The organism is Cellulomonas sp. GbtcB1, assembly GCF_019091725.1.
Classification (GTDB): domain Bacteria; phylum Actinomycetota; class Actinomycetes; order Actinomycetales; family Cellulomonadaceae; genus Cellulomonas.
The window spans coordinates 13,048-37,758 of record NZ_JAGXJG010000045.1; the positions used below are offsets into that span (position 1 = coordinate 13,048).

The 24,711-nt window shown below is 75.0% G+C and carries 27 protein-coding genes and 4 tRNA genes; 15 read left to right on the forward strand and 16 right to left on the reverse strand.

Annotation, left to right across the window (positions count from 1 at the left end):
* Window positions 1-68: 68 nt before the first annotated feature.
* The 3 genes from KVT14_RS14955 to KVT14_RS14965 are packed head-to-tail and all read right to left on the reverse strand — an operon-like array spanning window position 69 to window position 2,613.
* Window positions 69-845 (reverse strand): amino acid ABC transporter ATP-binding protein, encoded by a 777-nt coding sequence (locus KVT14_RS14955; protein ID WP_306795808.1) that lies wholly within the window; start codon window positions 843-845, stop codon window positions 69-71.
* On the reverse strand, window positions 842-1,729 hold the full coding sequence (locus KVT14_RS14960; protein ID WP_147797086.1) for an amino acid ABC transporter permease: 888 nt from the start codon (window positions 1,727-1,729) through the stop codon (window positions 842-844). The genes KVT14_RS14955 and KVT14_RS14960 overlap by 4 nt, the downstream gene beginning before the upstream one ends.
* A gap of 26 nt (window positions 1,730-1,755) precedes the next feature.
* Window positions 1,756-2,613 carry a transporter substrate-binding domain-containing protein gene (locus KVT14_RS14965; protein WP_308161098.1) on the reverse strand — a complete coding sequence of 286 codons (858 nt, stop codon included), beginning with the start codon at window positions 2,611-2,613 and terminating at the stop codon, window positions 1,756-1,758.
* Between the two features lie 118 nt (window positions 2,614-2,731).
* On the opposite strand from KVT14_RS14965, the gene htpX reads away from it, so the two are divergent.
* Window positions 2,732-3,607, forward strand: a complete 876-nt coding sequence (htpX, locus tag KVT14_RS14970; RefSeq protein ID WP_147795420.1) for a zinc metalloprotease HtpX — start codon at window positions 2,732-2,734, stop codon at window positions 3,605-3,607.
* A 4-nt stretch (window positions 3,608-3,611) separates the two neighbouring features.
* On the opposite strand, the gene KVT14_RS14975 is transcribed toward htpX, so the two are convergent.
* The 5 genes from KVT14_RS14975 to KVT14_RS14995 all read right to left on the reverse strand — a co-directional run bounded on the left by KVT14_RS14975 (window position 3,612) and on the right by KVT14_RS14995 (window position 7,517).
* Entirely contained in the window at window positions 3,612-4,103 is a 492-nt protein-coding gene (locus tag KVT14_RS14975; RefSeq protein ID WP_217616397.1) for a hypothetical protein, read from the reverse strand.
* Window positions 4,100-5,572 (reverse strand): hypothetical protein, encoded by a 1,473-nt coding sequence (locus KVT14_RS14980; protein WP_217616398.1) that lies wholly within the window; start codon window positions 5,570-5,572, stop codon window positions 4,100-4,102. Before KVT14_RS14980 ends, KVT14_RS14975 begins: the two co-directional genes overlap by 4 nt.
* A complete protein-coding gene (locus tag KVT14_RS14985; RefSeq protein ID WP_217616399.1) occupies window positions 5,569-6,390 on the reverse strand; it encodes a hypothetical protein in 822 nt (273 codons plus the stop codon). The genes KVT14_RS14980 and KVT14_RS14985 overlap by 4 nt, the downstream gene beginning before the upstream one ends.
* Complete coding sequence (locus KVT14_RS14990; protein WP_217616400.1) at window positions 6,387-6,857, reverse strand: WXG100 family type VII secretion target; 471 nt, start codon at window positions 6,855-6,857, stop codon at window positions 6,387-6,389. The genes KVT14_RS14985 and KVT14_RS14990 overlap by 4 nt, the downstream gene beginning before the upstream one ends.
* 159 nt (window positions 6,858-7,016) lie before the next feature.
* A complete protein-coding gene (locus KVT14_RS14995; protein WP_147795425.1) occupies window positions 7,017-7,517 on the reverse strand; it encodes a YajQ family cyclic di-GMP-binding protein in 501 nt (166 codons plus the stop codon).
* 126 nt (window positions 7,518-7,643) lie between these two features.
* Here KVT14_RS14995 and KVT14_RS15000 point away from each other — a divergent pair.
* The 6 genes from KVT14_RS15000 (at window position 7,644) to KVT14_RS15025 (ending at window position 9,231) form a co-directional block, all read left to right on the forward strand.
* Window positions 7,644-7,725 (forward strand) — tRNA-Tyr (locus tag KVT14_RS15000).
* A 169-nt stretch (window positions 7,726-7,894) separates the two neighbouring features.
* A tRNA-Thr gene (locus KVT14_RS15005) sits at window positions 7,895-7,966 on the forward strand.
* A 48-nt stretch (window positions 7,967-8,014) separates the two neighbouring features.
* Window positions 8,015-8,091: transfer RNA gene (locus tag KVT14_RS15010), tRNA-Met, on the forward strand.
* 78 nt (window positions 8,092-8,169) lie between these two features.
* A complete protein-coding gene (gene rpmG / locus KVT14_RS15015) occupies window positions 8,170-8,340 on the forward strand; it encodes a 50S ribosomal protein L33 (RefSeq protein ID WP_146839572.1) in 171 nt (56 codons plus the stop codon).
* 19 nt (window positions 8,341-8,359) lie between these two features.
* Window positions 8,360-8,809, forward strand: coding sequence for a MaoC family dehydratase N-terminal domain-containing protein (locus tag KVT14_RS15020; RefSeq protein WP_217616401.1), 450 nt, complete (start codon window positions 8,360-8,362; stop codon window positions 8,807-8,809).
* Window positions 8,809-9,231, forward strand: coding sequence for a MaoC family dehydratase (locus KVT14_RS15025; protein WP_217616402.1), 423 nt, complete (start codon window positions 8,809-8,811; stop codon window positions 9,229-9,231). Before KVT14_RS15020 ends, KVT14_RS15025 begins: the two co-directional genes overlap by 1 nt.
* 24 nt (window positions 9,232-9,255) lie before the next feature.
* Here the strand turns inward: KVT14_RS15025 and KVT14_RS15030 are convergent, their stop codons facing one another.
* On the reverse strand, window positions 9,256-10,323 hold the full coding sequence (locus KVT14_RS15030) for a LacI family DNA-binding transcriptional regulator (RefSeq protein ID WP_217616403.1): 1,068 nt from the start codon (window positions 10,321-10,323) through the stop codon (window positions 9,256-9,258).
* A gap of 286 nt (window positions 10,324-10,609) precedes the next feature.
* On the opposite strand from KVT14_RS15030, the gene KVT14_RS15035 reads away from it, so the two are divergent.
* From KVT14_RS15035 to KVT14_RS15045, 3 genes are all read left to right on the forward strand, one after another.
* Window positions 10,610-12,109, forward strand: a complete 1,500-nt coding sequence (locus KVT14_RS15035; RefSeq protein ID WP_308161099.1) for an MFS transporter — start codon at window positions 10,610-10,612, stop codon at window positions 12,107-12,109.
* A 66-nt stretch (window positions 12,110-12,175) separates the two neighbouring features.
* Window positions 12,176-13,411, forward strand: a complete 1,236-nt coding sequence (locus KVT14_RS15040; protein WP_217616404.1) for an MFS transporter — start codon at window positions 12,176-12,178, stop codon at window positions 13,409-13,411.
* Complete coding sequence (locus tag KVT14_RS15045) at window positions 13,408-14,502, forward strand: UDP-N-acetylmuramate dehydrogenase (RefSeq protein ID WP_217616405.1); 1,095 nt, start codon at window positions 13,408-13,410, stop codon at window positions 14,500-14,502. Before KVT14_RS15040 ends, KVT14_RS15045 begins: the two co-directional genes overlap by 4 nt.
* Before the next feature lie 124 nt (window positions 14,503-14,626).
* On the opposite strand, the gene KVT14_RS15050 is transcribed toward KVT14_RS15045, so the two are convergent.
* From KVT14_RS15050 to KVT14_RS15075, 6 genes are all read right to left on the reverse strand, one after another.
* Window positions 14,627-15,667 (reverse strand): adenosine deaminase, encoded by a 1,041-nt coding sequence (locus KVT14_RS15050; RefSeq protein ID WP_217616406.1) that lies wholly within the window; start codon window positions 15,665-15,667, stop codon window positions 14,627-14,629.
* 169 nt (window positions 15,668-15,836) lie between these two features.
* Window positions 15,837-16,487, reverse strand: coding sequence for a response regulator transcription factor (locus tag KVT14_RS15055; RefSeq protein WP_217616407.1), 651 nt, complete (start codon window positions 16,485-16,487; stop codon window positions 15,837-15,839).
* On the reverse strand, window positions 16,484-17,785 hold the full coding sequence (locus tag KVT14_RS23490; RefSeq protein ID WP_217616408.1) for a sensor histidine kinase: 1,302 nt from the start codon (window positions 17,783-17,785) through the stop codon (window positions 16,484-16,486). Before KVT14_RS23490 ends, KVT14_RS15055 begins: the two co-directional genes overlap by 4 nt.
* Window positions 17,786-17,804: 19 nt before the next feature.
* On the reverse strand, window positions 17,805-18,644 hold the full coding sequence (locus tag KVT14_RS15065) for an ABC transporter permease (protein ID WP_147795431.1): 840 nt from the start codon (window positions 18,642-18,644) through the stop codon (window positions 17,805-17,807).
* The gene (locus KVT14_RS15070; RefSeq protein ID WP_217616409.1) at window positions 18,641-19,543 is read right to left on the reverse strand and encodes an ABC transporter ATP-binding protein; all 903 of its coding nucleotides are present in this window, start codon (window positions 19,541-19,543) and stop codon (window positions 18,641-18,643) included. The genes KVT14_RS15065 and KVT14_RS15070 overlap by 4 nt, the downstream gene beginning before the upstream one ends.
* Window positions 19,544-19,641: 98 nt before the next feature.
* Window positions 19,642-20,871: a pyridoxal phosphate-dependent aminotransferase gene (locus KVT14_RS15075; RefSeq protein ID WP_308161100.1), complete on the reverse strand. Its 1,230-nt coding sequence runs from the start codon at window positions 20,869-20,871 to the stop codon at window positions 19,642-19,644.
* A gap of 188 nt (window positions 20,872-21,059) precedes the next feature.
* On the opposite strand from KVT14_RS15075, the gene KVT14_RS15080 reads away from it, so the two are divergent.
* From KVT14_RS15080 to rplA, 5 genes are all read left to right on the forward strand, one after another.
* Window positions 21,060-21,132 (forward strand) — tRNA-Trp (locus KVT14_RS15080).
* A gap of 114 nt (window positions 21,133-21,246) precedes the next feature.
* Window positions 21,247-21,531 (forward strand): preprotein translocase subunit SecE, encoded by a 285-nt coding sequence (gene secE / locus KVT14_RS15085; protein WP_246854955.1) that lies wholly within the window; start codon window positions 21,247-21,249, stop codon window positions 21,529-21,531.
* 71 nt (window positions 21,532-21,602) lie between these two features.
* A complete protein-coding gene (nusG, locus tag KVT14_RS15090) occupies window positions 21,603-22,427 on the forward strand; it encodes a transcription termination/antitermination protein NusG (protein WP_217616412.1) in 825 nt (274 codons plus the stop codon).
* Window positions 22,428-22,521: 94 nt separating this feature from the next.
* On the forward strand, window positions 22,522-22,953 hold the full coding sequence (rplK, locus tag KVT14_RS15095) for a 50S ribosomal protein L11 (RefSeq protein ID WP_147795436.1): 432 nt from the start codon (window positions 22,522-22,524) through the stop codon (window positions 22,951-22,953).
* A gap of 109 nt (window positions 22,954-23,062) precedes the next feature.
* Window positions 23,063-23,782: a 50S ribosomal protein L1 gene (gene rplA / locus KVT14_RS15100; RefSeq protein WP_147795437.1), complete on the forward strand. Its 720-nt coding sequence runs from the start codon at window positions 23,063-23,065 to the stop codon at window positions 23,780-23,782.
* Window positions 23,783-24,068: 286 nt separating this feature from the next.
* Here the strand turns inward: rplA and KVT14_RS15105 are convergent.
* On the reverse strand, window positions 24,069-24,711 hold a 643-nt coding region (locus tag KVT14_RS15105; RefSeq protein ID WP_217616413.1), incomplete at its 5' end, for a hypothetical protein.

Sequence of the window (24,711 nt, forward strand, 5' to 3'; positions counted from 1 at the left end):
CGTGTCGGGCACAACGCTCCACTCGTCTCCACTGTCGGCCGGGCGGCCGGGCGGGCCGGTGCCCCAGGTCAGCCCGTGAAGCGGCGGAGGAACTCCTGGGTGCGGGGCTCGCGCGGGGCGCCCAGGACCTGCTCCGCCGGGCCGCGCTCGAGGATCCGGCCCTGGTGCAGGAAGCAGACCTCGTCGGCGACGTGCCGGGCGAACGCCATCTCGTGCGTCGCCACGACCATGGTCGTGCCCTCGTCCTTGAGCTCGCCGAGCAGGTCGAGCACCTCGCCGACCAGCTCCGGGTCGAGCGCGCTCGTGACCTCGTCGAGCAGCATCAGCGCCGGCTGCGTCACCAGCGCCCGCGCGATCGCCACGCGCTGCTGCTGGCCGCCGGACAGCTCGTCGGGGAACGCCTGCGCCTTGGCGCCGAGCCCGACCCGCTCCAGCATCGCCGCGGCGCGCTCCCGGGCCTCCTTCTTGCCGACCTTGTGCACCAGCCGCGGCGCCAGCGTCACGTTGTCGAGGACCCGCAGGTGCGGGAACAGGTTGTACGCCTGGAACACCATGCCGATCCGCGCGCGCACCGCGTTCGCGTCGACCCGGGGGTCCGTCACCTCCTGGCCGGCGACCTCGATGACGCCGTCGTCGACCTCCTCGAGCAGGTTCACGCAGCGCAGCAGCGTCGACTTCCCGGAGCCGGAGGCGCCGATCAGCACGACGACCCGGTGCTCCGCGACGTCGAGGGACAGGTCGTCGAGGACCACGTGGTCGCCGAACGACTTGCGGACCCGGTCGACCCGCAGCAGCGGGGAGCCGGCGGGGACGACGTCGGGGGAGGGGGTGGCCGGCCCGGTCATCGCATGGCTCCCGCCCCGGCCAGCCCGCTCTGCGATCCCAGCCAGCCGCCGCGCTTCGCGAGCGCGTCCGTGAACCGGGTCAGCGGGATCGTCAGCAGCACGAACAGCACGCCCGCCACGACGTACGGCGTGAAGTTGGCGTAGGTCGCCGTCTGGATCTGCGCGGCGCGCACCGCGTCCACGGCGCCGAGGATCGAGATGAGGCCGGAGTCCTTCGACAGCGACACCAGGTCGTTCAGCAGAGGCGGGACCACCCGGCGCACGGCCTGGGGCAGCACGACGTGCCGGAGGGTCTGCCCGCGGGTCAGGCCGAGCGACCGCGCCGAGGCGACCTGCGACGGGTGCACCGACTCGATGCCCGCGCGGAACACCTCGGCGACGTACGCCGAGTACGTCAGCACCAGCGCCAGCCCGCCGAGCACCACCGCCGACGTCGGGATGCCCTGCAGGCGCAGGCCCGGCAGGCCGAACCCGACCAGCAGGAGCACGAGGATGAGCGGCAGGCCGCGGAACACGTCGACGTACCCGGTGGCGAGGGCGCGCAGCGGGAAGAACGCCGGCCCGCGCAGCGTCCGGGCGAGCGCCAGCAGCATCGCCACGACGACGATGATCACCGCGCACACGGCCATCACGCGGACGTTCAGCCACAGGCCCTCGAGCACCTTCGGCAGCGACGCCCAGGCGACCTCGGGGTCCAGGAACGACTGCTTGACCCGGGGCCACCCCGGCGAGCTCACCAGCCCGAGCACGGCGACGGCCGCCACCAGGACGGTGCTGACCAGGGCGACCACCGTCGAGCGGCGGGTCTGCCCGCGCCGGTAGGCGTCGCGCTCGCGCTGCCGGTCGGACGGCACCCACGCGGGGCGGGTGCCGTCCGGCGGCATCGCGGGGTCCGCGGGTCCCGCGGGCACTACTGCAGGACCGGCGCGCCGGCCGCGTCGGTGAGCCACTGCGACTCGAGGTCGGCGAGCGTGCCGTCCTCGCGCAGGGTGTCGACCGCCTCGGTCACCGGCTCGGTGAGCGACGAGCCCTTGTCGAGGACCAGGCCGAGCTGGTCGGCGCCGGCCGCGTCGTCGGCGGGCAGCTGGCCGACGAGGACGCCGCCGTCGAGCTCGGCCGCGGTGATGTACAGCGCGGTCGGCAGGTCGACGACGATCGCGTCGACCAGGCCGGCCTGCAGCGCCTGCTTCACCTGGTCGTTGTCGTTGAACACCTGGATGTCGGTGCTCGGGTCGATCGCGTCCTGCGCGACCGTGAGGCTCGTGGTGCCGACCATCGCGCCGAGCTTCGCGTCCTTCAGCTCGGCCAGCGAGGTCGCGCCCGCGACGGACGAGCCCTCCAGCGTCACGACGGCCTGCGCGGTGTCGTAGTACGACGACGAGAAGTCGAGGTTCTCGGCGCGCTCCGGGCTGATCGACACCTGGTTGATCGCGAAGTCGAACGACTTGGCACCCGGGGCGATGATCTGGTCGAACGTGACCGGGACCCACTCGACCTGGTCGGCGTCGTAACCGAGCTGCTGCGCGACCGCGTAGGCCACCGCGGCCTCGAAGCCCTCGCCGCTGCTCGGGTCGTTGCCGACGACCCACGGCTCGTACGCCGGATCGGAGGTGCCGATGGTCAGCACGCCCTCGGTCAGGGTGTCGAGCGCGCCGTCGGCCGCGGCGGACGTCGGCGCGGGCGCGTCGCTCCCCTCGTCGACGGGCGCGCAGGCCGCGAGCGCCAGCGCGCTCGCAGCGGCCAGGGCAAGGATGCGGACGGTACGCACGGTGTCTCCTCGGGGGACGGCGGGATGTGCGGGGTCAGGGTAGGGGAACTGCCGGACGGCCTGCAGCGTTGTCTGGAGCGCGGGACGAGTTGTCGGCCGCGAGGGAGGAAGGACGCACATGGGTCACCGGCACTACAACGGCCTGAAGACGGCGCTGCTGTTCGGCGTGCTGTGGGCCGTGCTGCTCGGCATCGGCGCGTTCGTGGCGAACGGGCGGTACATCTTCCTGTTCGCCCTGGCCGGGCTCGCCATGACCGCGTACTCCTACTGGAACTCCGACAAGATCGCGATCCGCGCCATGCACGCGCGGCCGGTGTCGGAGATCGAGCAGCCCGCCATGTACCGGATCGTCCGCGAGCTCTCCACCGCCGCGCGCCAGCCCATGCCGCGGCTGTACGTGTCGCCGACCGCCGCGCCCAACGCGTTCGCCACCGGTCGCAACCCCCGCAACGCCGCCGTCTGCTGCACCGAGGGCATCCTGCAGATCCTCGACGAGCGGGAGCTCCGCGGCGTGCTCGGCCACGAGCTCATGCACGTCTACAACCGGGACATCCTCACGTCGTCGATCGCGGCCGCCGTGGCCGGTGTCATCACGTCGGTCGCGCAGTTCGCGCTGTTCTTCGGCGGCGGCAACGACCGCGACCGCGGCGGCAACCCCATCGCCGCGCTGCTCATGGTGTTCCTCGCCCCGCTCGCCGCGACGCTCATCCAGCTCGCCATCAGCCGGACCCGGGAGTACGACGCCGACGAGGACGGCGCCGCCCTCACCGGGGACCCGCTCGCGCTGGCCTCCGCGCTGCGCAAGCTCGAGCAGGGCACCGCGGCGCGCCCGCTGCCGCAGGAGCGGGACCTCGTGGACGTGTCGCACCTTATGATCGCGAACCCGTTCAAGGGCGCGGGGATCGGGCGGATGTTCGCGACGCACCCGCCGATGGCGGACCGGATCCAGCGGCTGGAGCGCATGGCGGGGTACGGCGGGGTGGAGCGGTACTGACGCCTCAGGGCGTGGGAGCGGGCGTCGCGCCGCCGAGCGACGACCCCTCGGAAGGCGGCGTGCACGGGCGGACGGTGGCCGTCGGCTGCGGTGCGGTCGGCTGGGTCCCGTAGCGGTCCTCGGCGGAGCCGTCGCGGCCGACGAGGCTGGACAACCCGTAGGTCTCCTTGGCCCTCGTCGTCACCAGGACCTGGAGCCCGACGCCCTCCCGACCCTGGTGCAGGATCGAGAGGACCTCGTCGAGCACGCACAGCGGGTTCGCGTCGTCCGCGGCGGTGATGCGCCCGGCGTACTGCGGCGGGAGCCCGAAGTCCTGCTGGAACCGCAGGTCCTCGACGTCGACGACGCCGGGGAGGTCCGCGACCTGCTCGAACAGGACGTCGTCCGCGACGGCACCCTCGGCGGGCGCGTCGGAGGCGTCGTCCGACGTCCCGAGGGCGCAGCCGGTCAGCAGCAGCGCGATGCTGACGACGGCGCCGAGCGCCCGAGCGCTCACGGTGCGGTCACATCCCACCGGGTGACGGTCGCGTCGCCCGTGAAGAACTGCTCCACGCCCTCGCGCCACGCGCGGACCGAGGGATCGTCGGAGCGGTCGACCATGGCGCCCGTCTCGGCGTAGACGCCCGTGCCGTGCGCAGCACCGACCGACGCCTGCGGCAGGACACCGTCCCGCACCGTGCCGAGGTCGCGCTCGACGGTGACCCAGTTGGCCCGGTCGGGGTTCTCCCGGCCTTCGAGCATGGGCACGGCGTCCTGGTCGTGCTCCAGCGACAGGACCGAGACGGAGTCGGGGATGTCGAAGCGCGCGATCGGCGAACCACCCGTCACCACGCTCTGCACGGTGAACTGCTGCCGGAACGCGGGGTCGGAGGCGAGTGCGGCGGCGGTGATGCCGCCTTGGCTGTGGCCGGTCAGCATGACGGGATCGCCCGGGTGGATGCCCGCCTGCCGCATCGCCTCCGCCACCTGCTGCTGCATCAGGGTGGACCGGCCGGCCATCAGGCGGACGTTGGTCGTGAGATCCACGGGGTTGTCGCCCCGCGTCGGTGCCCACTCCTGCGTGCCGGGGATCTGGACGACGTAGGAGGACGACCCGTCGGTGCTCGTGAGCTGGACGATCTGCACCTTCCCCTCGTCGGACCCGACGGCGCCCTGCTGCTCGAAGACCTCGGCCACCGACCGAGGTGCGAACGACCCGTCGAGCCGGTCGCTCAGCGTCACCCCCACCGCCCCCGTGTCCTGGAACACCCCGAACAGCCCGCCGGCGTTCACCAGCCCGCCGACCGCGTCCTCGTACCTCCCGGTCGGCCACGCGCCGCCCGACAGCGCGAACGGCAGCGCGAGGCCTCCGGCGGGTCCACCGAGCAGCGTGCCGAGGCTCCACGTCGTCCCCTGGACCAGGCTCGGCGCCATGCGGGTGAGCGACTCCAGGAGCCAGGGGTTGTCGTAGAGCCCGTCCATCCCGGCCCGACCCAGTGCGGCCGGGTCGACGTCCCGGGCGAGGATCACGAGCGCGGGCCAGCCGGCCGGCCTCGCGAGCACCGCCCCCGCTCCGCCCAGCAGCACGACGCCGCCGCCGATCGCGAGGAACGGCAGCGCCGCGCCGAGCGTGAACCCCGCGGCGCTCTGCAGCGCCTCCAGCACCCGCCGCTGCGTGGCGTCGACGAACTCGTACGTCGTCGCGGACGCCCGCAGCACCACCGCGGTGCCCTCGAGCCGGGTGCTCACCACGAGCAGCCCGTTCGCGCCGATCGTCGCGGCGGCGACCGAGCCGGCGACCGCCGCGACCTCCCCGGGGCACAGCAGGGTCGCGACGGTGACGTCCGGGTGCACCGCGACGGCCGCGACGGACCCGCTCCACCGCCGGACGTCGTCGCCCGCGGCGTCGAGCAGCCCGGCCTCGGAGCGCAGGTCCTGCAGGCGCGCCCCCATCCCGCCCGCGCCGCCGCTCACGCTGATGCTCACGCGTCGTCCTCCGTCGCCGTCGCGGCCGTGAACCGGCCGGTCAGGTCGTGGAGCAGCGCGGCCCGCACGTCCTCGCGGCCGCGCGGGGTGTGCACGACCTGGCCGTCGGCGGTCCTGGTGAGCTCGACCCAGCCGGCGTCGGTCCGGAGCAGGCTGAGCGTCGAGACGTCCGTGCGGCCGCGGCTCGCGACCGACACCACGAGGCTGCCGTCGGTGCCGCGCACGGCCGCCTCGACCACGGCGGGCGGGCCGTCGGTGCCGAGCTCGGCGCACAGCGCGTCGACGGTGGCGCCGTCACCGGTGCGGATGGCCTGGGCGAGTGCGATCGTCAGCTCCTCCGGGACGGTCGCCGGGGCGGCCGTCACGCGGGCCGGGGCGTCGGGGACGTGCCGCAGCACCTCGTCCACGAGACGGGACACCGGGAAGGCGCTGACCTCCACGCCGGGGCGCGGCGTGGTGCCGGCCAGTCCGGCGCCGGGCACGACGTCGACGGCGCGCGCCACGCCCGAGCCGGCCTGCGCGTCGGACCAGAGCACGGCCAGCAGCGCCCGCTCGCCCGCGGCGGCGGCCACCTCGACGGCGACCAGTGCGGCAGCGCCGCCCTCGACCGCCGCGCGGAGCACCGGGTCCACCCCCTCGGGTGCCGCGGCGTCGTCGGCCGGCGGAGGGGGCGGTGCGACGGGCGATCCGTCCCGGTCGACCGGCAGCACCCCGGCCCACCCGGGCAGGCCGGGGACGCCCGCGCTGGCGGCGGCCCAGTCCCGCTCGCCCAGGCGCGTCCGCAGCGTGCCGTCGATCGGCGCGAGCGCGGCGGTCACCCGATCCGCCCGATCCGGTCCGCGACCCCCGACCAGTCGGGGGAGCCGGGGGAGGGCAGACCGCCGGCGACCGTGCCGAGCACGCCGTGCGCGGCCCGGCGCGCCGCCTGCTCGGCGACCGTGAGCACGTCGTCCGCCACGCCGGCGAGCCGGCCGACCGTGCGCCGGGCGTCGTCGAGCCGGTCCTCGACGAACCGCATCGCCCGCCGGATCGCCGCCTGCCGCGCCTCGAGCTCGTCGGCGAGCCGGTCGAGGGCGCCCGCGGTGCCGAGCAGCTCGTCTCGCGCGGTCGTCACGCGCCGCGCGTGCTCGGCGAGGCGCTCGCGGTACCGGTCGGCCGCGACGCCGACCCACTCGACGCCCGCGCCGGCCCGCACGCGGTCACCGGTGCGGGCCACGTCGTCCGCGGTCGCGCGCAGCCGTCTGGCGTGCTGCCGGATCGCCTCCGGATCTCCCCCTGCCGTCATGCCACCTGATCGAAGCAGAGGTCAGGGCCCCGCAACAGGCCCACCTGCGCGGCCTGTGGACGACCGCGGCCCCGCCCCGCCGAGACGGCAGAAGGCGTGGGGTCCCGGCACCCGGGACCCCACGCCTCCTGCGACCTCGACGCCCGAGCGCCGCCCGCGTCAGCGGTAGTTGATGAACTGCAGCGCCGCGTCGATGTCGTCGGCGCCCTTGAGCAGCGCGATGACCGCCTGCAGGTCGTCGCGGGCCTTCGCCGAGACGCGGACCTCGTCGCCCTGGATCTGCGTCTTGACGCCCTTGGGGCCCTCGTCGCGGATGAGCTTGGTCACCTTCTTGGCGATCTCGGAGGACAGGCCCTCCTTGATCGAGGCCTCGAGGCGGTACTCCTTGCCGGACGGCTTGGGGTCGCCGTCGCCGGTGTCGAGCGCCTTGAGCGAGATGTTGCGCTTGATGAGCTTGGTCTGGAACACGTCGAGGACGGCGCGCACGCGCTCCTCGGAGTTCGCGACCATGAGGATCTTCTCGCCGCTCCACGCGATCGAGGCGCCGACGCCCTTGAAGTCGTACCGCTGCGCGATCTCCTTGACGGCCTGGTTCAGCGCGTTGTCGACCTCCTGGCGGTCGACCTTGCTGACGACGTCGAACGACGACTCGCTCGCCATGACTCCTCCTGACCTGTGGTGCTCCGGTGCTGCTGTGCCGACGACGGGCCGGTTTCGGAACCGGCCCGAACCCTTGCTATCCTTCCATCCGCACCCCGGAGACGCAGTCACCGAGGCGCGCACCCTGGCGGGTTACCCGAGTGGCCAAAGGGGGCTGACTGTAAATCAGCTGGCATCGCCTACGGGGGTTCGAATCCCTCACCCGCCACGCACGGACGACGGGGCGTCCTCCTCACGGAGGGCGCCCCGTCGCCACGCACGGACCGGGCTCGACCTGCTCCCGGCCGGCACGGAAGCGGTCCCTGACCTGCGCGATCACGCGGGGGCGGGAGCCGATTTCGCACCGGCCAGGAGCACCGTGTAGCCTGGTCCGCGCTGCCCCGATAGCTCAGTGGTAGAGCACTTCCTTGGTAAGGAAGAGGTCACGGGTTCGAATCCCGTTCGGGGCTCTGTGGTGTGTCGCAGGCCAGGATCGTCTGGCAGGCGTGCGCACCCGAGGCGGGGTAGCTCAGTTGGTGAGAGCGCACGACTCATAATCGTGAGGTCGCGGGTTCGAACCCCGCCCCCGCTACCAGCACTGAATCCAGTGGGGCGTCCGCCGGCGCCCGACGACGAAGATCCAAGCGCTTCGGGCGCGAGAGGTGGCAAGACCATGGCCAGCAAGAGCGCGGACGTCCGTCCGAAGATCACGCTCGCCTGCACGGAGTGCAAGGAGCGGAACTACATCACGAAGAAGAACCGTCGGAACGACCCCGACCGGCTCGAGATGAAGAAGTTCTGCCCGCGCGACGGCCGTCACACGCTGCACCGCGAGACCCGCTGACCTTCCAGCGACGCTGATCGTGGCCGTCAACCCCGAGTACGCGGGACGCGAGTACCCGCCGAACGAGGCGTACGAGGTCGGCCGCGAGCATCTCCGCGCGTTCGCGGAGGCGGTCGGGGCGACGCACCCGGCCCACACCGACGTCGACGCGGCGCGAGCACTCGGGTACCCCGACGTGATCGCGCCGCCGACGTTCGCCGTCGTCGTGGCGCAGCGCGCCGAGGCGCAGCTGATCGAGGACCCCGAGGCGGGTATCGACTTCAGTCGCGTCGTGCACGCCGACGAGCGGTTCATCCACCACCGCCCGATCCACGCCGGCGACCGCCTGATCACCGTGCTGCACGTGGACGCGGTCACCGAGCGCGCCGGTCTGTCGATGGTGACGACCCGCGCCGTGATCCACGCGAAGGGCGGCGAGCCCGTCGCCACGGTGACGTCGACGCTCGCGGTCCGCGGAGAGGACGCCTGATGGCCCCCGCGTTCGAGGAGCTGGCCGTCGGCCAGGAGGTCGGCCGCCGCGAGCTCGCCGTCGACCGGTCCCGGCTGGTGCGGTACGCCGGCGCGTCCGGCGACTTCAACCCGATCCACTGGAACGAGCGGTTCGCGACCGAGGTCGGGCTGCCCGGCGTCATCGCGCACGGCATGTGGACGATGGGCGCCGCCGTCGGCGTCGTCTCCGACTGGGCCGGCGACCCGGGTGCGGTCTTCGACTACCAGACCCGGTTCGCCCGGCCCGTGCCGGTGCCGGACCCGGGTGCCGCGGCCGTCGAGGTCGTGGCCGTCGTCGGCGCGCTCGACGCCGACACCCGCACCGCGCGGATCGACCTCACGGTCACCGCGGCGGGTGCGCGCGTCCTGGCCAAGTGCCAGGCGCTCGTCCGCCTCTCCTGACCCGCCCGGCGCGCCCGCCGCGCCTCACGCCGCCGGCGCCGGACCCGTCGTCGTGCCGAGGCGGAGCTCGACCGGGAGGACCTCGTCCGCCGGGGTCCCGCCCGCCAGGAGCGCCTCGATCGCCCGGCCGACCACCGCGCCCTTCTCCGTGATCGGCTGCGTGACGGTCGTGAGCACGTCCGGCGCGAGCCACGGCAGGTCCAGCCCGTCGAAGCCGGCGACGGACACGTCCTCCGGCACCCGCAGCCCGAGCTCGCGCGCGCCGAGGACGACGCCCGAGGCCAGCAGGTCGGACTGCGCGACGACGGCCGTCGGCCGGGTCGCGGCCGGGCCGGACAGCAGCGCCTGCGCGGCGGCGTGCCCGTGCTCGACCAGCGAGGCCGGCGTCTCGTACACCGCGACCGGCGTGACGCCCGCGTCGGCCAGCCCGTCCAGCCGGCGCCGCGCGATGGACCAGGTGATCTGCCCGAGCCGCTCCGCGTCCGCGAGCCCGCTGCGCCGGTCCGGCCCGAACGGCAGCGTCGCCGTCGCGATCCGCTCGTGGCCCAGGCCGACGAGGTGCCGGGCGATGTCGGCGACGCCGCCCCGGTCCTCGATGCCCACCGTCACGATCCCGGGCAGGTCCTGCCCCTCGACGACGACCAGCGGGATGCCGCGCCGCTGCAGCGCCTGCAGGGTGGGGTCGTCCAGCGTGCCGCCCCAGATGAGCACGGCGACGTCCATGGCGGCGGACTCGACGAGCGGGTCGACGGCCGGGGCGCCGGGCTCGAGCGACCCGGGCACCAGGAGCACCCCGAGGCCGAGCGGGCTGATGGTGTCGACCAGGCCGTCGAGCAGCTGCACCGACACCGGCTCGCGGAACGACCGCCGCAGGGCGTCGCCGACGACCACGCCGACGATGCCGGACCGCCCGCTGCGGAGCTGGCGCCCGAGCGGGTTCGGGCCGGCGTAGTCGAGCTCCGCGGCGGCGTCGAGCACGCGCTGCTTGGTGGCCTCGGCGATGGGGCCGGCGCCGGAGAAGGCCAGCGACGCGGTCGAGACCGACACCCCGGCGGCGGAGGCCACGTCGGCCAGGGTGGGTCGCTGGGACACCGCGGCGCCTCCGGGTCCGGGGCTCGGGGGTGAGAGGCGTCACCGTCCCCGAGAGTCGTTGACGCCGCCGCCAGCGTACCCGCACACTGGTGACCTCCCCCGAATCGATTCGACCGCCCGCTCCGGCGTCCGGATCGAATCGATTCGAACCGGGCCTCGACCCGGCCGGGACCTCGCCTTGACCACCCCCTTGCACCGATCTGGAGCTGCCGTGAGCCAGCAGCGGGCCCGCACCGGGCGCGCCCCCCTCCGCCCGGCCAACCGCCGACCCCGCCCTGAGGCCCCCGTGACCGGCGGCCGCCGGCCGGGCCGGTCCGGCCGGGCGACGTCGTCGACCCCGCGGCTGCCCGTGGACCCCGCGGTGCACCGCGCCCGGTGGCTGCTCATGGGCCTGTTCGCGCTGAGCGGCCTCATGCTGTCCGGCTGGCTCGCCCGGCTGCCCGCCGTCCGCGCGGCCCTCGACCTGGGCACCGCGGAGCTGGGCGGTCTGCTCATCGCCGGCTCGATCGGCTCGCTGGCCACGGTGTCCGTCGCCGGCGTCCTGGTGAACCGGTTCGGCGGCCGCGCCGTCCTCTACGTGTCGATGGTGGCGTTCGCCGCCGCGTACGTGCTGATCGGCGTCGGGCCCACCATCGGGTCGGTGCCGGTGCTGACGGTCGGCATCTTCCTGTCGGGCGTCGGCTTCGCCATCGGCAACGTGCCGCTGAACGTCGAGACCGCGGCCGTCGAGCGGCGCATGGGCCGCACGGTGCTGCCGCAGTTCCACGCGGCGTTCTCGATCGGCTCGGTGCTCGGCTCCGGCATCGGTGCGCTGTGCGCCGCGGCGGACGTCCCGCTGCTCGCGCAGTTCGTCGCCACGGCCGTCGTCGGCACCGTCTGGCGGCTGCTGTCGGTGCCCGGCGCGGTCATCGAGTCGCTGCCGCCGGACCGGGCCGCCCTCGCGACCGCCCGCGACGCACGCGCGGAGGGCCGCACCCCGCGCGAGGCGGGCCTCGCCGGCCGGCTGCGCGCCGCCCGGGTCCGCCGCGTCGCCCGGCCCGGTTCGGCGCTCGGCGCCTGGCGCGAGCCCCGCACGCTGCTGATCGGCGTCGTCATCATGTCCGCGGCGCTGTCGGAGGGCGCCGCCAACGACTGGCTGGCGATCGCGGTCGTCGACGGCTTCGACCAGGTCGAGGCGGTGGGTGCCGCGATGTTCGGCGTGTTCGTCGGCGCGATGACGCTGGTCCGGCTGCTCGGCACGAAGCTGATCGACCGGTACGGCCGCGTGACCGTGCTGCGCACCTCGGGCCTGGTGTCGTTCGGCGGCCTGCTGCTGTTCGGCTTCGCGCCGTCGCTGCCGCTCGCGGCGGTCGGCATCGTCGCGTGGGGCTGCGGCGCCGCGCTCACCGTCCCGCTGGGCATCGCGGCCGCGTCCGACGACCCGCTGCGCGCGGCGAGCCGGGTGGCCGTCATCTCGTCGTTCTCCTCGACGGCCTCGCTCGCGGCCCCGCCGCTGCTGGGCCTCGCCGCGGAGCTCATGGGCACCCGGCACGCGCTGCTGCTCATCACCGCGGCGATGGTCGCGTCGGTGCTGCTGGCCCGGACGGTGCGCCGCCCCGACGGTCTCGCCGGTGCCGCGGCGACCGCGCCCGCCGACGACCCCGGCGCCCCCGTGGTCGCCACCGCCGAGCCGGTCGCGGTCCCCGCGTCGCACGCACCGGGGGAGGACGCCGTGTGCGTGCCCTCCGGTAGCGTCCGACGCGAGCCCTCCGGCGACCACGTGCCGGAGCCGGCCCGCCCGGCCTGACCCCGACCGGGGGCCGCCGCGCCCCGATCCCGACCCCGACCCGCACGACCCCCGTGGAGCCCCGCGATGACGCACCCCGCCCCGGCCGCCCCGCCCGCCGTCCGCACCGCCTCGGTGGCCGTGTTCGTGGTCTTCGCCCTGTCCGGGTTCAACTTCTCGAGCTGGGCGGCGCGGCTGCCCGCGGTCCGGGACGCGCTCGGCCTGTCCGAGGCGCAGATGGGGCTGCTGCTGCTCGTGGGGTCCTGCGGGTCGCTCGTGGCGCTGCCGCTGTCCGGCCTGGTGGTGACCCGGATCGGCGCGGTCAGGGCGGTCGCCGGGTTCGCCCTGCTCAACGCCGCGGGCCTGACCATCGCGACGTTCGGCGCGGCGCTGGGCGAGGTGGTCGTGACCGCCGCGGGCCTGGTCGTGTTCGGCGTCGGCACCGGCGTCTGGGACGCGGCGATGAACCTCGAGGGCGCGATCGTCGAGCAGAAGCTCGGGAAGACCGTCATGCCCCGGTACCACGCGGGGTTCTCGCTCGGAACCGTGGTCGCCGCCGGGATCGCCGCCGTCGTGGCCGCCGCGCACGTCCCGGTCCAGGTGCACGTGCCGGTCGCGGTGCTGCTGTCGTCGATCGCGGTCCTGGTCGCCGTGCGGTCGTTCCTGCCGGCGGGGCAGCACGCGCCCGCCGGCGACGGCGAGCACGCGGCCCACGCCCCGCGGTCCGTGTTCGCCGCGTGGCTCGAGCCGCGCACGCTGCTCATCGGCCTGGTGGTCCTCGCCGCAGCGCTCACCGAGGGCGCCGGCAACGACTGGCTGAGCCTGGCCGTGGTCGACGGCTTCGACAGGTCCGACGCGGTGGGGGCTATCTCGTTCGGCGTGTTCGTCACCGCGATGACCGTGATGCGGTTCCTCGGCACGGCGCTGCTCGACCGGTTCGGCCGGGTCGCCGTGCTGCGGCTGTGCGCGGGCCTGGCGCTGGTCGGCCTGCTGGTGTTCGGGCTGGTGCCGGACGACCTGCTGTGGCTGGCGCTCGTCGGCGCGGTGCTGTGGGGCATGGGTGCGGCGCTCGGCTTCCCGGTCGGCATGAGCGCGGCGAGCGACGACCCGCTGCGCGCCGCCGCCCGGGTGTCCGTCGTGTCGACGATCGGCTACTCGGCGTTCCTCGCCGGCCCCCCGCTGCTCGGCCTGCTCGCCCACGAGGTCGGCTACCGGCACGCGCTGCTGGCGATCGCGGTGCCGATCGTCGTCGGCCTGCTCGTGGTGAACGCCGCGGCACCGGCGCGGCAGGAGCCGGCGGAGCGGCCTACGCTCGTCCCGTGACCACCGACGTCCAGTCCGCGACCTTCAGCGAGCTCACCACCCTCGGGGTGGGCGGGCCCGCGAGCCGGCTCGTGGAGACGACCACCGAGGCCGAGCTGATCGACGCGGTGCGCACCGCCGACGACGAGGGCGTCCCGCTGCTCGTGCTCGGCGGCGGGTCGAACCTGCTGGTGTCGGACGCGGGCTTCGACGGCCTCGTGGTCCGGGACGTCCGGCGCGACCTGACGACGCCCGACCACTCGGCGTGCGCCGGCGTGACCGTGACCGCGGCGGCGGGCACCCCGTGGGACGACGTGGTGGCCCACGCCGCCGCGCACCGGCTCAAGGGGATCGAGGCGCTGTCCGGCATCCCCGGGTCGACGGGCGCGACGCCGGTGCAGAACGTCGGCGCGTACGGCCAGGAGGTCTCCCAGACGATCGCGACCGTGCGGGTCTGGGACCGGGTGCGCGGCCGGGTGCGGACGCTGCCCGTCGTCGACCTGCAGTTCGGCTACCGGACGTCGCTGCTCAAGCGGTCGATGCGCGCGCTGCCCGACGCTGCCGACCCCGGCGCCCCCTGGTTCCCGACGCCGCGGTACGTGGTGCTCGACGTGACCTTCCAGCTGCGCGTCGCCGACCTCTCCGAGCCGATCCGGTACGGCGAGCTCGCGCGGGCCCTCGGCATCGAGCTGGGGGAGCGTGCGCCGCTCCCGGAGGTGCGCGCGACGGTGCTCGCGCTGCGCGCGCGCAAGGGCATGGTGCTCGACCCGGCCGACCCGGACACCCGCTCGGCCGGCTCGTTCTTCACCAACCCGGTGCTGACCGAGGCGGACGCCGCCGAGCTGCCCGAGGACGCCCCGCGGTTCCCGGCCGGCGACGGCCTGGTGAAGACCAGCGCGGCGTGGCTGATCGAGCAGGCGGGGTTCTCGAAGGGCTACGGCCTGCCGGGGCCGGCGGCGCTCTCGACCAAGCACACGCTGGCGCTGACGAACCGCGGCGGCGCGAACGCGGGCGACCTGCTGGCGCTGGCACGCGCCGTCCGGGACGGCGTGGCGCAGCGCTTCGGCCTCACGCTGGAGCCGGAGCCGGTCCTGGTGGGCGCCGACCTCTGACGCAGGGGCGCGAGCCGCGCCCGTGCGGGCGCGGCCGCACGCCGAGATGGCGACTCTCGGCTGCGCGGGCGGTGCCAAACGCAGTCGAGAGTTGCCATCTCGGCGAAGGTGCTGCCGCGGTTGGTCAACCCGCGGGTTGCGCAACCGGGTCCGCGGCGAGCCACGCGTCGACGCCCGACAGCAGGCGGGCCTTCGTGCCGTCGGAGGCCCGGCTGGCGCGGATCGACGCCCGCGCCAGGTCCGCCAGCTCCGCGTCGGTGAACCCGTGCACCTCGCGGGCGGTCGCGTACTGCTCCACCAGCCGGGACCCGAACAGCAGCGGGTCGTCCGCGCCCAGCGCCACCGTCGCGCCCGCGTCGACGAGCCGGCGCAGCGGCACGTCCTCGGCCCGGCGGTACACCCCGAGCGACACGTTCGACGCCGGGCACACCTCCAGGGCGATCCCGCGGTCCACGATCCGGCGCAGCAGCGCGCCGTCCTCCGCCGACCGCACGCCGTGGCCGAGCCGGTCGGGGGCCAGCGACTCCAGGACGTCCTCGACGTGCGGCGGCCCGAGCAGCTCGCCGCCGTGCGGCACGGACGCCAGGCCCGCGCGGCGGGCGATCGCGAACGCCGGCGCGAACTCCGGGGTGTCGCCGCGGCGCTCGTCGTTGCTGAGGCCGAAGCCGATCACCTCGCCGGGGCCGTCGCCGGCGTACCGGGCGGCAAGTCGCGCGAGGGTCCGGGCGTCGAGGGGGTGCCGCATCCGGGACGCCGCCACGACGACGCCGACCTCGACGCCCAGGTCCGCGCTCGCCGACCGGGCCTCGTCCAGCACGACCTCCAGCGCGGGCGTGATGCCGCCGACCGGCGGGGCGTACGACGTCGGGTCGACCTGGATCTCGAGCCGGCCCGAACCCTCGGCGGCGTCGTCGGCCGCCGCCTCGCGGACGATCCGCCGCAGGTCGGCCTCGCCGCGGACGCACGCGCGGGCCGCGTCGTACAGCCGCTGGAACCGGAACCAGCCGCGCTCGTCGGCCGGGACCCGCAGGCCCTCGCCGTCGAGCAGCGTGGCCGGCAGCCGGACGCCGCGCTCGGCCGCCAGGTCGCCCAGGGTCTGCACGCGCATCGACCCCGTGAAGTGCAGGTGGAGGTGGGCCTTCGGGAGCAGGGCCAGGTCGCGCACCCGGCGAGTCTGCCTGATCCCCGCGCGCCCCGCCCCCTCCGCCGCGCCGGCGCCCCGCCGGGCCCCGCCGGCGCGAGGTCGAGGGTTCGCGTCGAGGTCGAGGGGTTGCGCGGGCGGTTCCACGCGAAACCCTCGACCTCGGCAGGCGGGGGCGGGCGGGGGCGGCGGGTCAGGGCGCCGGGAGGAGGCCCCGCTGCATCGCGACCGTCACCGCGTGGGTGCGGTCGTCGACGCCGAGCTTCGCGAACGCCCGGAGCAGGTGCGTCTTCACCGTCGCCTCGGTGATGTACAGCTCCCGCCCGACCGCGGCGTTCGACAGCCCCCGCGCCACCCCGGCCAGCACCTCCAGCTCGCGGGCCGTGAGCCGCTCGCCCTCGCCGCGCATCTGCTGCACCAGCCGGGAGGCGACCGACGGCGACAGCGCCGACTCGCCCCGCGCGGCGCCGCGGACGCCGGCCACGAGCTGGTCGCGCGGGGTGTCCTTGAGCAGGTAGCCGGTGGCCCCCGCCTCGACGGCGCGCAGGATGTCGGCGTCCGTCTCGTAGGTGGTGAGCACCAGCACCCGCACGCCCGGCACCTCCGCGACGATGCGCGCGGTCGCCGCGGCGCCGTCCAGCACCGGCATCCGCAGGTCCATCAGCACCAGGTCCGGGCGGAGCGCCCGCGCGGCCTCGACCGCCGCGGCCCCGTCGCCGACCTCGCCGACCACCTCGACGTCCGGCTCGACGGTCAGCATGCCGACCAGCCCCGACCGCACCACGGGGTGGTCGTCCGCGACCAGCACCCGCACCGCCGTCGCGTCCTGCTCGTGCGCGGTCACGCCGTCCCCGTCCCCGGGTCGCCCAGCGGCCCGTCCTCGTCGCGGAGCGGCATCGCCAGCCGCACCCGCGTCCCGCGGCCGGGCTCCCCGGCCACGTCGAGCGTCCCGCCGCCCGCGGTGACGCGCTCGCGCATCCCGCGCAGCCCGACGCCCTCGGCGGTGCCGGGGGCGAGCCCCTGCCCGTCGTCGAGCACCTCGAGGGCGAGCACCCCGTCGTCCCGGACGAGCCGCAGCAGCACGCGCCGCGCGCCCGCGTGCTTGCGGACGTTGGCCAGCGCCTCCTGCGCCGCGCGCAGCAGCACGACCTCGGTGTCCCGGTCCGGGGCGCCGGCGTCGCCGAGCGCGACCTCGACCCGGACCCCGGTCTCCGCCTGGAACCGCTCCGCCAGCCGCTCCAGCGCCTCGGCCAGCGTGGCGTCCGCCAGCGCGGCGGGGCCGAAGGCGGCGACGAGCGCGCGGGCCTCGGCCAGGTTCTCCCGGGCGACCCGCTCCACCTGGTCCAGCCGGTCCCGTGCCAGGTCGGCCCGCCCGGCGTCGAGCTGGGCCTGCGCCGTCTGCGCGAGCATCACGACGCTGGTGAACCCCTGCGCCAGGGTGTCGTGGATCTCCTGCGCCATCCGCTCCCGCTCCGCGAGGACGCCCGAGGCGTGGTTGCTCGCGGCGAGCTGCGCCTGCGCGGACTCCAGCTGCTCCAGCAGCCAGGCCCGCTCCTCGGACCGCTCGGCGACCCGGGTGATCCACACCCCGAGCGCGAGCGAGAAGATCAGGCCGACGGCCATCTGCGCGCCCAGCACCACCAGGTCGCGCGCCGAGGGGTCCTCGCCCGCCGCGAACGCCGCCGTCGCGATCGCCGCGCAGGAGGCGACCGCCAGGACGACGGACGCCACCACGCCCTCCCGCGTCGAGGCCGCGAAGAACCACACCTGCGAGAACCCGACGAACAGCAGGATCGAGCCGATGGTGCTGACCCCGCTGCACAGCGAGACCACCACCACGAGCACGACCAGGTAGGCCCGGGTGAGCCGGACGTCGCCGGCCTGGGCGCCCCGGCGACCGACCAGGACGTAGGCCAGCAGCAGCAGGGTCAGCCCGCCGAGCGCCGCCCAGGTCCCCCCGTCCGGCGGGAACGTGTCCGCGACGGTGAGGATCGAGATCGCGCTGATGGCCAGGAGCGCGTAGAACGCCGCGTCCCAGCCGGCGAGGGCGCGCCGCCAGAACAGGGTCCGCTCGGCCTCGGCGCGCGCGCCGCCGGGGGCCGGAGCCGCAGCCCCGTCCCCCGGTCGCGCGTCGCTGGTCACGGGCCCAGTCTGGCGCAGGTCAGCCGTCGTCACGGCGCCGCCACCGGAACGTCCGGACCCCGACGACGAGGCCGACGACCAGCCAGGCCAGCAGGACCGCCGCGGTCGCGCCGTGCTGCCACGACCCGGACGGCTCGAGCGCGGCCGCCTCGTCCGGCAGGAACACGGACCGCATGCCCTGGGCCATCCACTTGAGCGGGAACACCGACGCCACCTGCTGCATCCAGGACGGCAGGTCGTAGAAGGCGAAGAACACGCCGGAGATGAACTGCAGCACCAGGACCACGGGCGTGACCACGGCGCTCGCGGACCGGCCCGACCGGGGCAGCGAGGAGAACCCGACCCCGCACACCGCGCCGGCGGCGGCACCGAGGAGGAACACCCAGGCGAACGTGGCCCACCCGGACGCGTCCGGCATGTCCACGTCGAACACCAGCCCGGCGACCGCGAGCAGCAGCGCGACCTGCACCACGGACACCACCAGCACCTGGCCGACCTTCCCCAGGAAGTAGGCCGCGGGCGGCAGCGGCGTGCCGCCCAGCCGCTTGAGACCGCCCTCGTCGCGCTCGACGGGGATCGAGATCGCCAGCGACTGGAACGAGGACAGCAGCACGCCGGTGGCGATCATGCCGGGCAGGAAGTACTGCGCGAACGGCACGCCGTCGGCGACCTCGGCCCCGTCCTGGCCGAACACCGTCGCGAAGATCGCCAGCATGATGATCGGGTACGCGAAGATGAAGATGATCGCGTCCCGCTCGCGGAAGAACCCGCGGATCTCGTAGCGGGCCCGGTCGACGCCGAGGCGCAGGGTGCCGGGCAGCCGGCCGGCCGTGGGCCGGTCCAGGGTCGTGGTGCTCATCGCGCGGCCTCCGTCGTCGCCAGGGCGGGCAGGGCCGCCGGGGTGGTGTCCTCGTCCGCCGCGATCAGCCCGAGGTAGACGTCCTCGAGGGTCGGCCGGACGACCTGCAGGCCGGGGACCTCGCCGCCGAGCCGGGCGCTCAGCGCCGCGACCAGCGCCGTCGGCGAGTCCGTCCGCTCCGAGCGGGGCGCGCCGCCCTCGGTCCACCGCACGACCGCTTGGCGCGCCGAGCGCCCGCCGAGGTCGGCCGGGGTGTCGACGGCGACCACGCGGCCGGACCGCACCACGGCCACCCGGTCGGCCAGGTGCTCGGCCTCCTCCAGGTAGTGCGTGGTCAGCAGGATCGTCGTGCCGCCGTCGCGCAGCCCGGACACCAGGTCCCAGAACGCGTGCCGGGCCTCGGGGTCGAAGCCGGTCGTCGGCTCGTCGAGGAACAGCAGCTCGGGCCGGCCGACGATGCCGAGCGCGACGTCGAGCCGGCGCCGCTGGCCGCCGGACAGCTGCCGGCTGCGGGTGCGGGCCTTCTCGCGCAGGCCGACCGCGTCGATGACCTCCTCGGGGTCCCGCGGGTCGGGGTAGTACCGGGCGAAGTGGTGCACGAGCTCCGAGACCGTCGCCTCGGCGAGGTCGTTCGTGCCCTGCAGCACGATGCCGATCCGGGCCCGCCACTCGCGGCCCGCGGTCTGGGGGTCGACGCCGAGGACGCGGACGTCGCCGCCGTCCCGCCGGCGGTAGCCCTCGAGGATCTCGACGGTGGTCGTCTTGCCCGCCCCGTTCGGGCCGAGCACGGCGACGATCTCGCCGCGGGCCACCGTGAGGTCGAGCCCGTCGACGGCGCGCTTCTCGCCGTACCGCTTCTGCAGGCCGGTCACCCGGACCGCCAGGTCGCTGTCGTCCATGGCAGCCAGCCTCGCGGGCGGGAGCCGCCCGACGGGACGACCGGGGGACGGGACCGCCCGTCCACCGATCGGTGGACGGGCGGGTCAGCCGGTGCGGGTCAGCCCTCGGCGAGCAGCGCCTGGATCCGCCCGACGCCCTCGGCCAGGTCGGCGTCGCCCAGCGCGTAGGACAGCCGCAGGTAACCGCTCGGCCCGAACGCCTCGCCGGGGACGACCGCGACCTCGGCCTGGTCGAGCAGCAGCGCGGCCAGCTCGGCGGACGTGGTCGGGGTGACGCCGCGGAACGTGCGGCCGAGCAGGCCGTGCACCGCGGGGTAGGCGTAGAAGGCGCCCTCCGGCGCGGGGATCACGACGCCGTCGATCTCCGCCAGCATCGACACCATGGTCCGCCGGCGGCGGTCGAACGCCTCGCGCATCGCGGCGACGGCGGACAGGTCGCCGGTGAGCGCGGCGATCGCGGCGTGCTGGGACACGTTGGCGACGTTGGACGTCAGGTGCGACTGCAGGTTGGTCGCGGCCTTGACGACGTCCGACGGTCCGACGAGCCAGCCCACCCGCCAGCCGGTCATCGCGTAGGTCTTGGCGACGCCGTTCAGCACGACGGTGGTGTCCGCGAGCTCCGGGACGGCGGACAGCATCGGCGTCGCCACCGCGCCGTCGTAGGTGAGGTGCTCGTAGATCTCGTCGGTGACGACCCAGATGCCGTGCTCGAGGGCCCAGCGGCCGATCTCGGCGGTCTGCTCCGGGGAGTGGACGGCGCCGGTCGGGTTGGACGGCGAGCAGAACAGCAGCACCTTGGTCCGCGGGGTGCGGGCGGCCTCGAGCTGCTCGACGGTGACCTTGTAGCCCTGGTCGACGCCGGCGACCACCTCGACGGGCACGCCGCCGGCCAGCCGGATCGCCTCGGGGTAGGTGGTCCAGTACGGCGCCGGGAGCAGCACCTCGTCGCCCGGGTCGAGCAGGGTCGCGAACGCCTGGTAGACGGCCTGCTTGCCGCCGTTGGTCACCAGCACGTCGGCGGGGGAGATCGCGTAGCCGGAGTCGCGCAGCGTCTTGGCCGCGACCGCCTCCTTGAGCGCGGGCAGCCCGCCCGCGGGGGAGTAGCGGTGGTTCGCGGGGTTGCGCGCGGCGGCGACCGCGGCCTCGACGATGTAGTCGGGCGTCGGGAAGTCCGGCTCGCCGGCGCCGAAGCCGATCACGGGCCGGCCGGCGGCCTTGAGGGCCTTGGCCTTCGCGTCCACCGCGAGGGTGGCGGACTCGGCGATGCCCCCGACGCGGGCGGACACGCGGCGGGGCTGGGCGGGCTGGGCGGGGGCGGGCGCGCTCACGCCCGCCATCCTCGCAGACCGGGCGGCGCGGCTGCAGGGCGCGTCCGGGGCTGGGCGCGTCGAGCAGGACTCCCACGAAGGGCGGTTCGACCCCGGCCCGCGCGTCGCGTACAGTGGTCCCTCGGTGGTTGACGTCCACCATGATGAGCCGCGCCCGCGAGGGAAGCTGATCTGGACGCCGCCGCCGTAGGGTAGTGGCGCAATTGGTAGCGCACCGGTCTCCAAAACCGGCGGTTGCGAGTTCGAGTCTCGCCTGCCCTGCGCGTGTGGTCACGGACCGCGCGGCTCCCCCGGGGACCTCCCGGGGCGCGGCCGCCGGACGACATGAGGCGCCCGGCGACGGCCGGCGTCGCGAGACGTAGGGGAATCGATCAGGTGAGCGACTCGGCACCCGTGGCGGCGTCCGACGCGGGCGAGCCCGCGGAGCGGACCGGCGGCAAGAAGGCCGCTCGCCCGGAGAAGAAGCGCGGCCTGTTCGCCCGGATCGCCCTGTTCGTCCGCCAGGTCGTGGCGGAGCTCAAGAAGGTCGTCCGCCCGACCCGCTCCGAGCTGGTGACCTACACCGGCGTCGTGCTGGTGTTCGTGGCCGTCGTGATGGCGTTCGTGACCGTCGTGGACTTCGGCATCGGCCGCGCCACGTTCTGGATCTTCGGGGGCTGAGCCTCCGCGGCGCCCCCGGGGGGCGCACGTCACCTCAGCACCACCTTCCGCAGCAGAAAGCAGGTTCGCCCGTGTCGCAGGAATCGCAGGAGCCCGGTCTGGGTGCCGCCGAGTCCGAGCTCGACGACGCCCTGGCGTCGGTCGAGGCGGTCGAGGCCCCGGCCGCCGGCGAGCCCGCGGACGAGGTCGACGCCGACGCCGACGACGCGGCCGAGGCCGCCCCGGTCGAGCAGGCCGACGACGCCGAGGAGTCCGACGACGCCGAGGAGACCGACGAGGTCGACGACGTCGACGTCGACGAGGACCCGGTCGCCGCGTTCAAGGCGCAGCTGAAGTCGCAGTTCGGCGACTGGTACGTCATCCACTCCTACGCGGGCTACGAGAACCGCGTGAAGACGAACCTCGAGAACCGCATCCAGAGCCTCAACATGGAGGACTTCATCTTCCAGGTGGAGGTCCCCATGGAGGAGGTCGTCGAGATCAAGAACGCGCAGCGCAAGGTCGTGCGCCGCGTCCGGATCCCCGGCTACGTCCTCGTGCGCATGGACCTCACCGACGAGTCGTGGGGCGCCGTCCGGCACACCCCGGGCGTCACGGGCTTCGTGGGCCACACCCACCAGCCGGTGCCGCTGACCCTCGACGAGGTGTTCTCCATGCTGGCCCCGACGATCGAGGCGAAGACCCCGGCCGCCGCCCCGCAGCAGAAGGCCGCCGCCCCGATCGAGGTCGACTTCACCGTCGGCGAGTCGGTCACCGTCACCGACGGCCCGTTCGACACGCTGCCGGCCACGATCTCCGAGATCAGCCCCGAGAACCAGAAGCTCAAGGTCCTCGTCTCCATCTTCGGCCGGGAGACCCCGGTCGAGCTGTCGTTCAGCCAGGTCGCCAAGATCTGAGCCGCCCGCCCCGGTCCCGGGGCGCGGACGGACGCAGCACTGCAACCGGGTCATCGCCCACGGCGTCGGCCCACGAGAGAAGAAAGGGTGGCTCATGCCCCCGAAGAAGAAGGTCACCGGCCTCATCAAGCTCCAGATCAACGCCGGTGCGGCGACCCCCGCCCCGCCGATCGGTCCGGCGCTGGGTCAGCACGGTGTGAACATCATGGAGTTCTGCAAGGCCTACAACGCGGCCACCGAGTCGCAGCGCGGCAACGTGATCCCGGTGGAGATCACGGTCTACGAGGACCGTTCCTTCACCTTCATCACGAAGACCCCGCCGGCCGCGGAGCTCATCAAGAAGGCCGCCGGTGTCGCGAAGGGCTCGCCCACGCCGCACACGGTCAAGGTCGCGACGCTGACCGCGGACCAGGTCCGCGAGATCGCCTCGACCAAGCTCGAGGACCTGAACGCCAACGACCTCGCCGCCGCCGAGAAGATCATCGCCGGCACCGCGCGCTCGATGGGCATCAAGGTCGAGGGCTGAGCCCCGGCTCGACTGAACCACCGCCCGCCCCGGGACCTCCGGGGTGGGCGCCCCAGTGGCAGGGCCCTGTGCGGCCCGACGACCACGACTGCTGAAGGAGAGAGAGCAGATGGCGAAGCACAGCAAGGCGTACCGCGCCGCGGCCGAGAAGATCGAGGCCGGCACCACCTACAACCCGCTGCAGGCGATCCGCCTCGCGCAGGCCACGTCGACCACCAAGTACGACGCGACCGTCGAGGTCGCGATGCGCCTCGGTGTCGACCCGCGCAAGGCCGACCAGATGGTCCGCGGCACGGTCAACCTGCCGAACGGCACGGGCAAGACCGCCCGGGTCATCGTGTTCGCGACCGGTGAGCGTGCCGAGCAGGCCCGCGCCGCCGGTGCGGACGAGGTCGGCGGCGACGAGCTGATCGAGAAGGTCGCGGCGGGCTACACCGACTTCGACTCCGCGGTCGCGACCCCGGACCTCATGGGCAAGGTCGGCCGCCTCGGCAAGGTGCTCGGTCCGCGTGGCCTCATGCCGAACCCGAAGACCGGCACCGTGACGATGGACGTGGCCAAGGCCGTGTCCGACATCAAGGGCGGCAAGATCGAGTTCCGCGTCGACAAGCACGCGAACCTGCACTTCATCATCGGCAAGACGTCGTTCTCCGACGTCCAGCTGGTGGAGAACTACGCCGCGGCGCTCGAGGAGATCCTGCGTCTCAAGCCGTCCGCGTCGAAGGGCCGCTACATCACCAAGGCGACCATCTCGACCACGAACGGCCCCGGCATCCTGGTCGACCAGAACAAGACCCGGAACCTCACCTCGGAGGACGAGGCGGCCTGAGCCACCTCACCCGGTACGCGGAGGCCCGGCACCCCTGAGGGGGTGCCGGGCCTCCGGCGTTCGTGCGGGCGGGCGTGTGCCCCGGGCTCGCGCTCCGCGCGGCGCCCACGTCCCCACCCGATTCTCGCGCTGCCCCCTGGTCGTTCGGGGGAGGACGCGAGAATCGGGTGGGGACCCGGGGCAGTGTGCCGCGTGCGGCGCGGGTGAGCCGCGCGGCGCCGGGGGAGCCGTCCCTGCCGACGCCGCGCGGCGGTCGTGGGCCGGGGGATGACCCCGGCGGATGTGCCTAGTGGCCCGCGTGGCCCGTCTCGGCGGGCAGGCCGTGCGAGCCGTGCGGGACGGCGTGCGCGCCCGCCTCCGTCGCAGCGAGGCCCGGCACGGTCACCAGGGCCACCAGCAGCGCGCCTGCCGCGAGCGTGCCCGCCTGGCCGGCGCCGCCGGGCGCGCGCCGACGGGCCCCCGGGGCGGTCCCGGCGCGCTGCCCGAGGGCGAGCAGGATCCCGGCCGCCAGGCCCAGCACCAGCGCGGCGGCCTCCGCGGCGGTCGTGGCGGTGCCGGTCAGCGGGGAGCTGAGCAGCACCGCCGGCCCGGAGACCAGCGCGACGCCGGCGGCCGCGCGGGGCACGGGCGCGGGGCCACGCAGGGCCAGGACGCCCCAGCCGATGGCCACGAGCCCGAGCGCCGACAGCGCGACGCCCACCGGCAGGTGGTGCTCCAGGTGGCCGGCGCCCACGCCGCAGGCGACCAGGCCGAGGCCCAGCGCCGCGAGGGAGGCCCACTGCCGGGTCATCGCCTGGAGCGCGCCCTCGTCGCCGGGGGTGCGGTGGGCCTCCCGGGCACGTCTCGCGGCGGCGGGCGCCCGCACGCCCGCCGCCGGGACGGCGCCGCCCGCCGGCCGCGCCGGGGCGTGCGCGCGGCCGAGGAGCCCC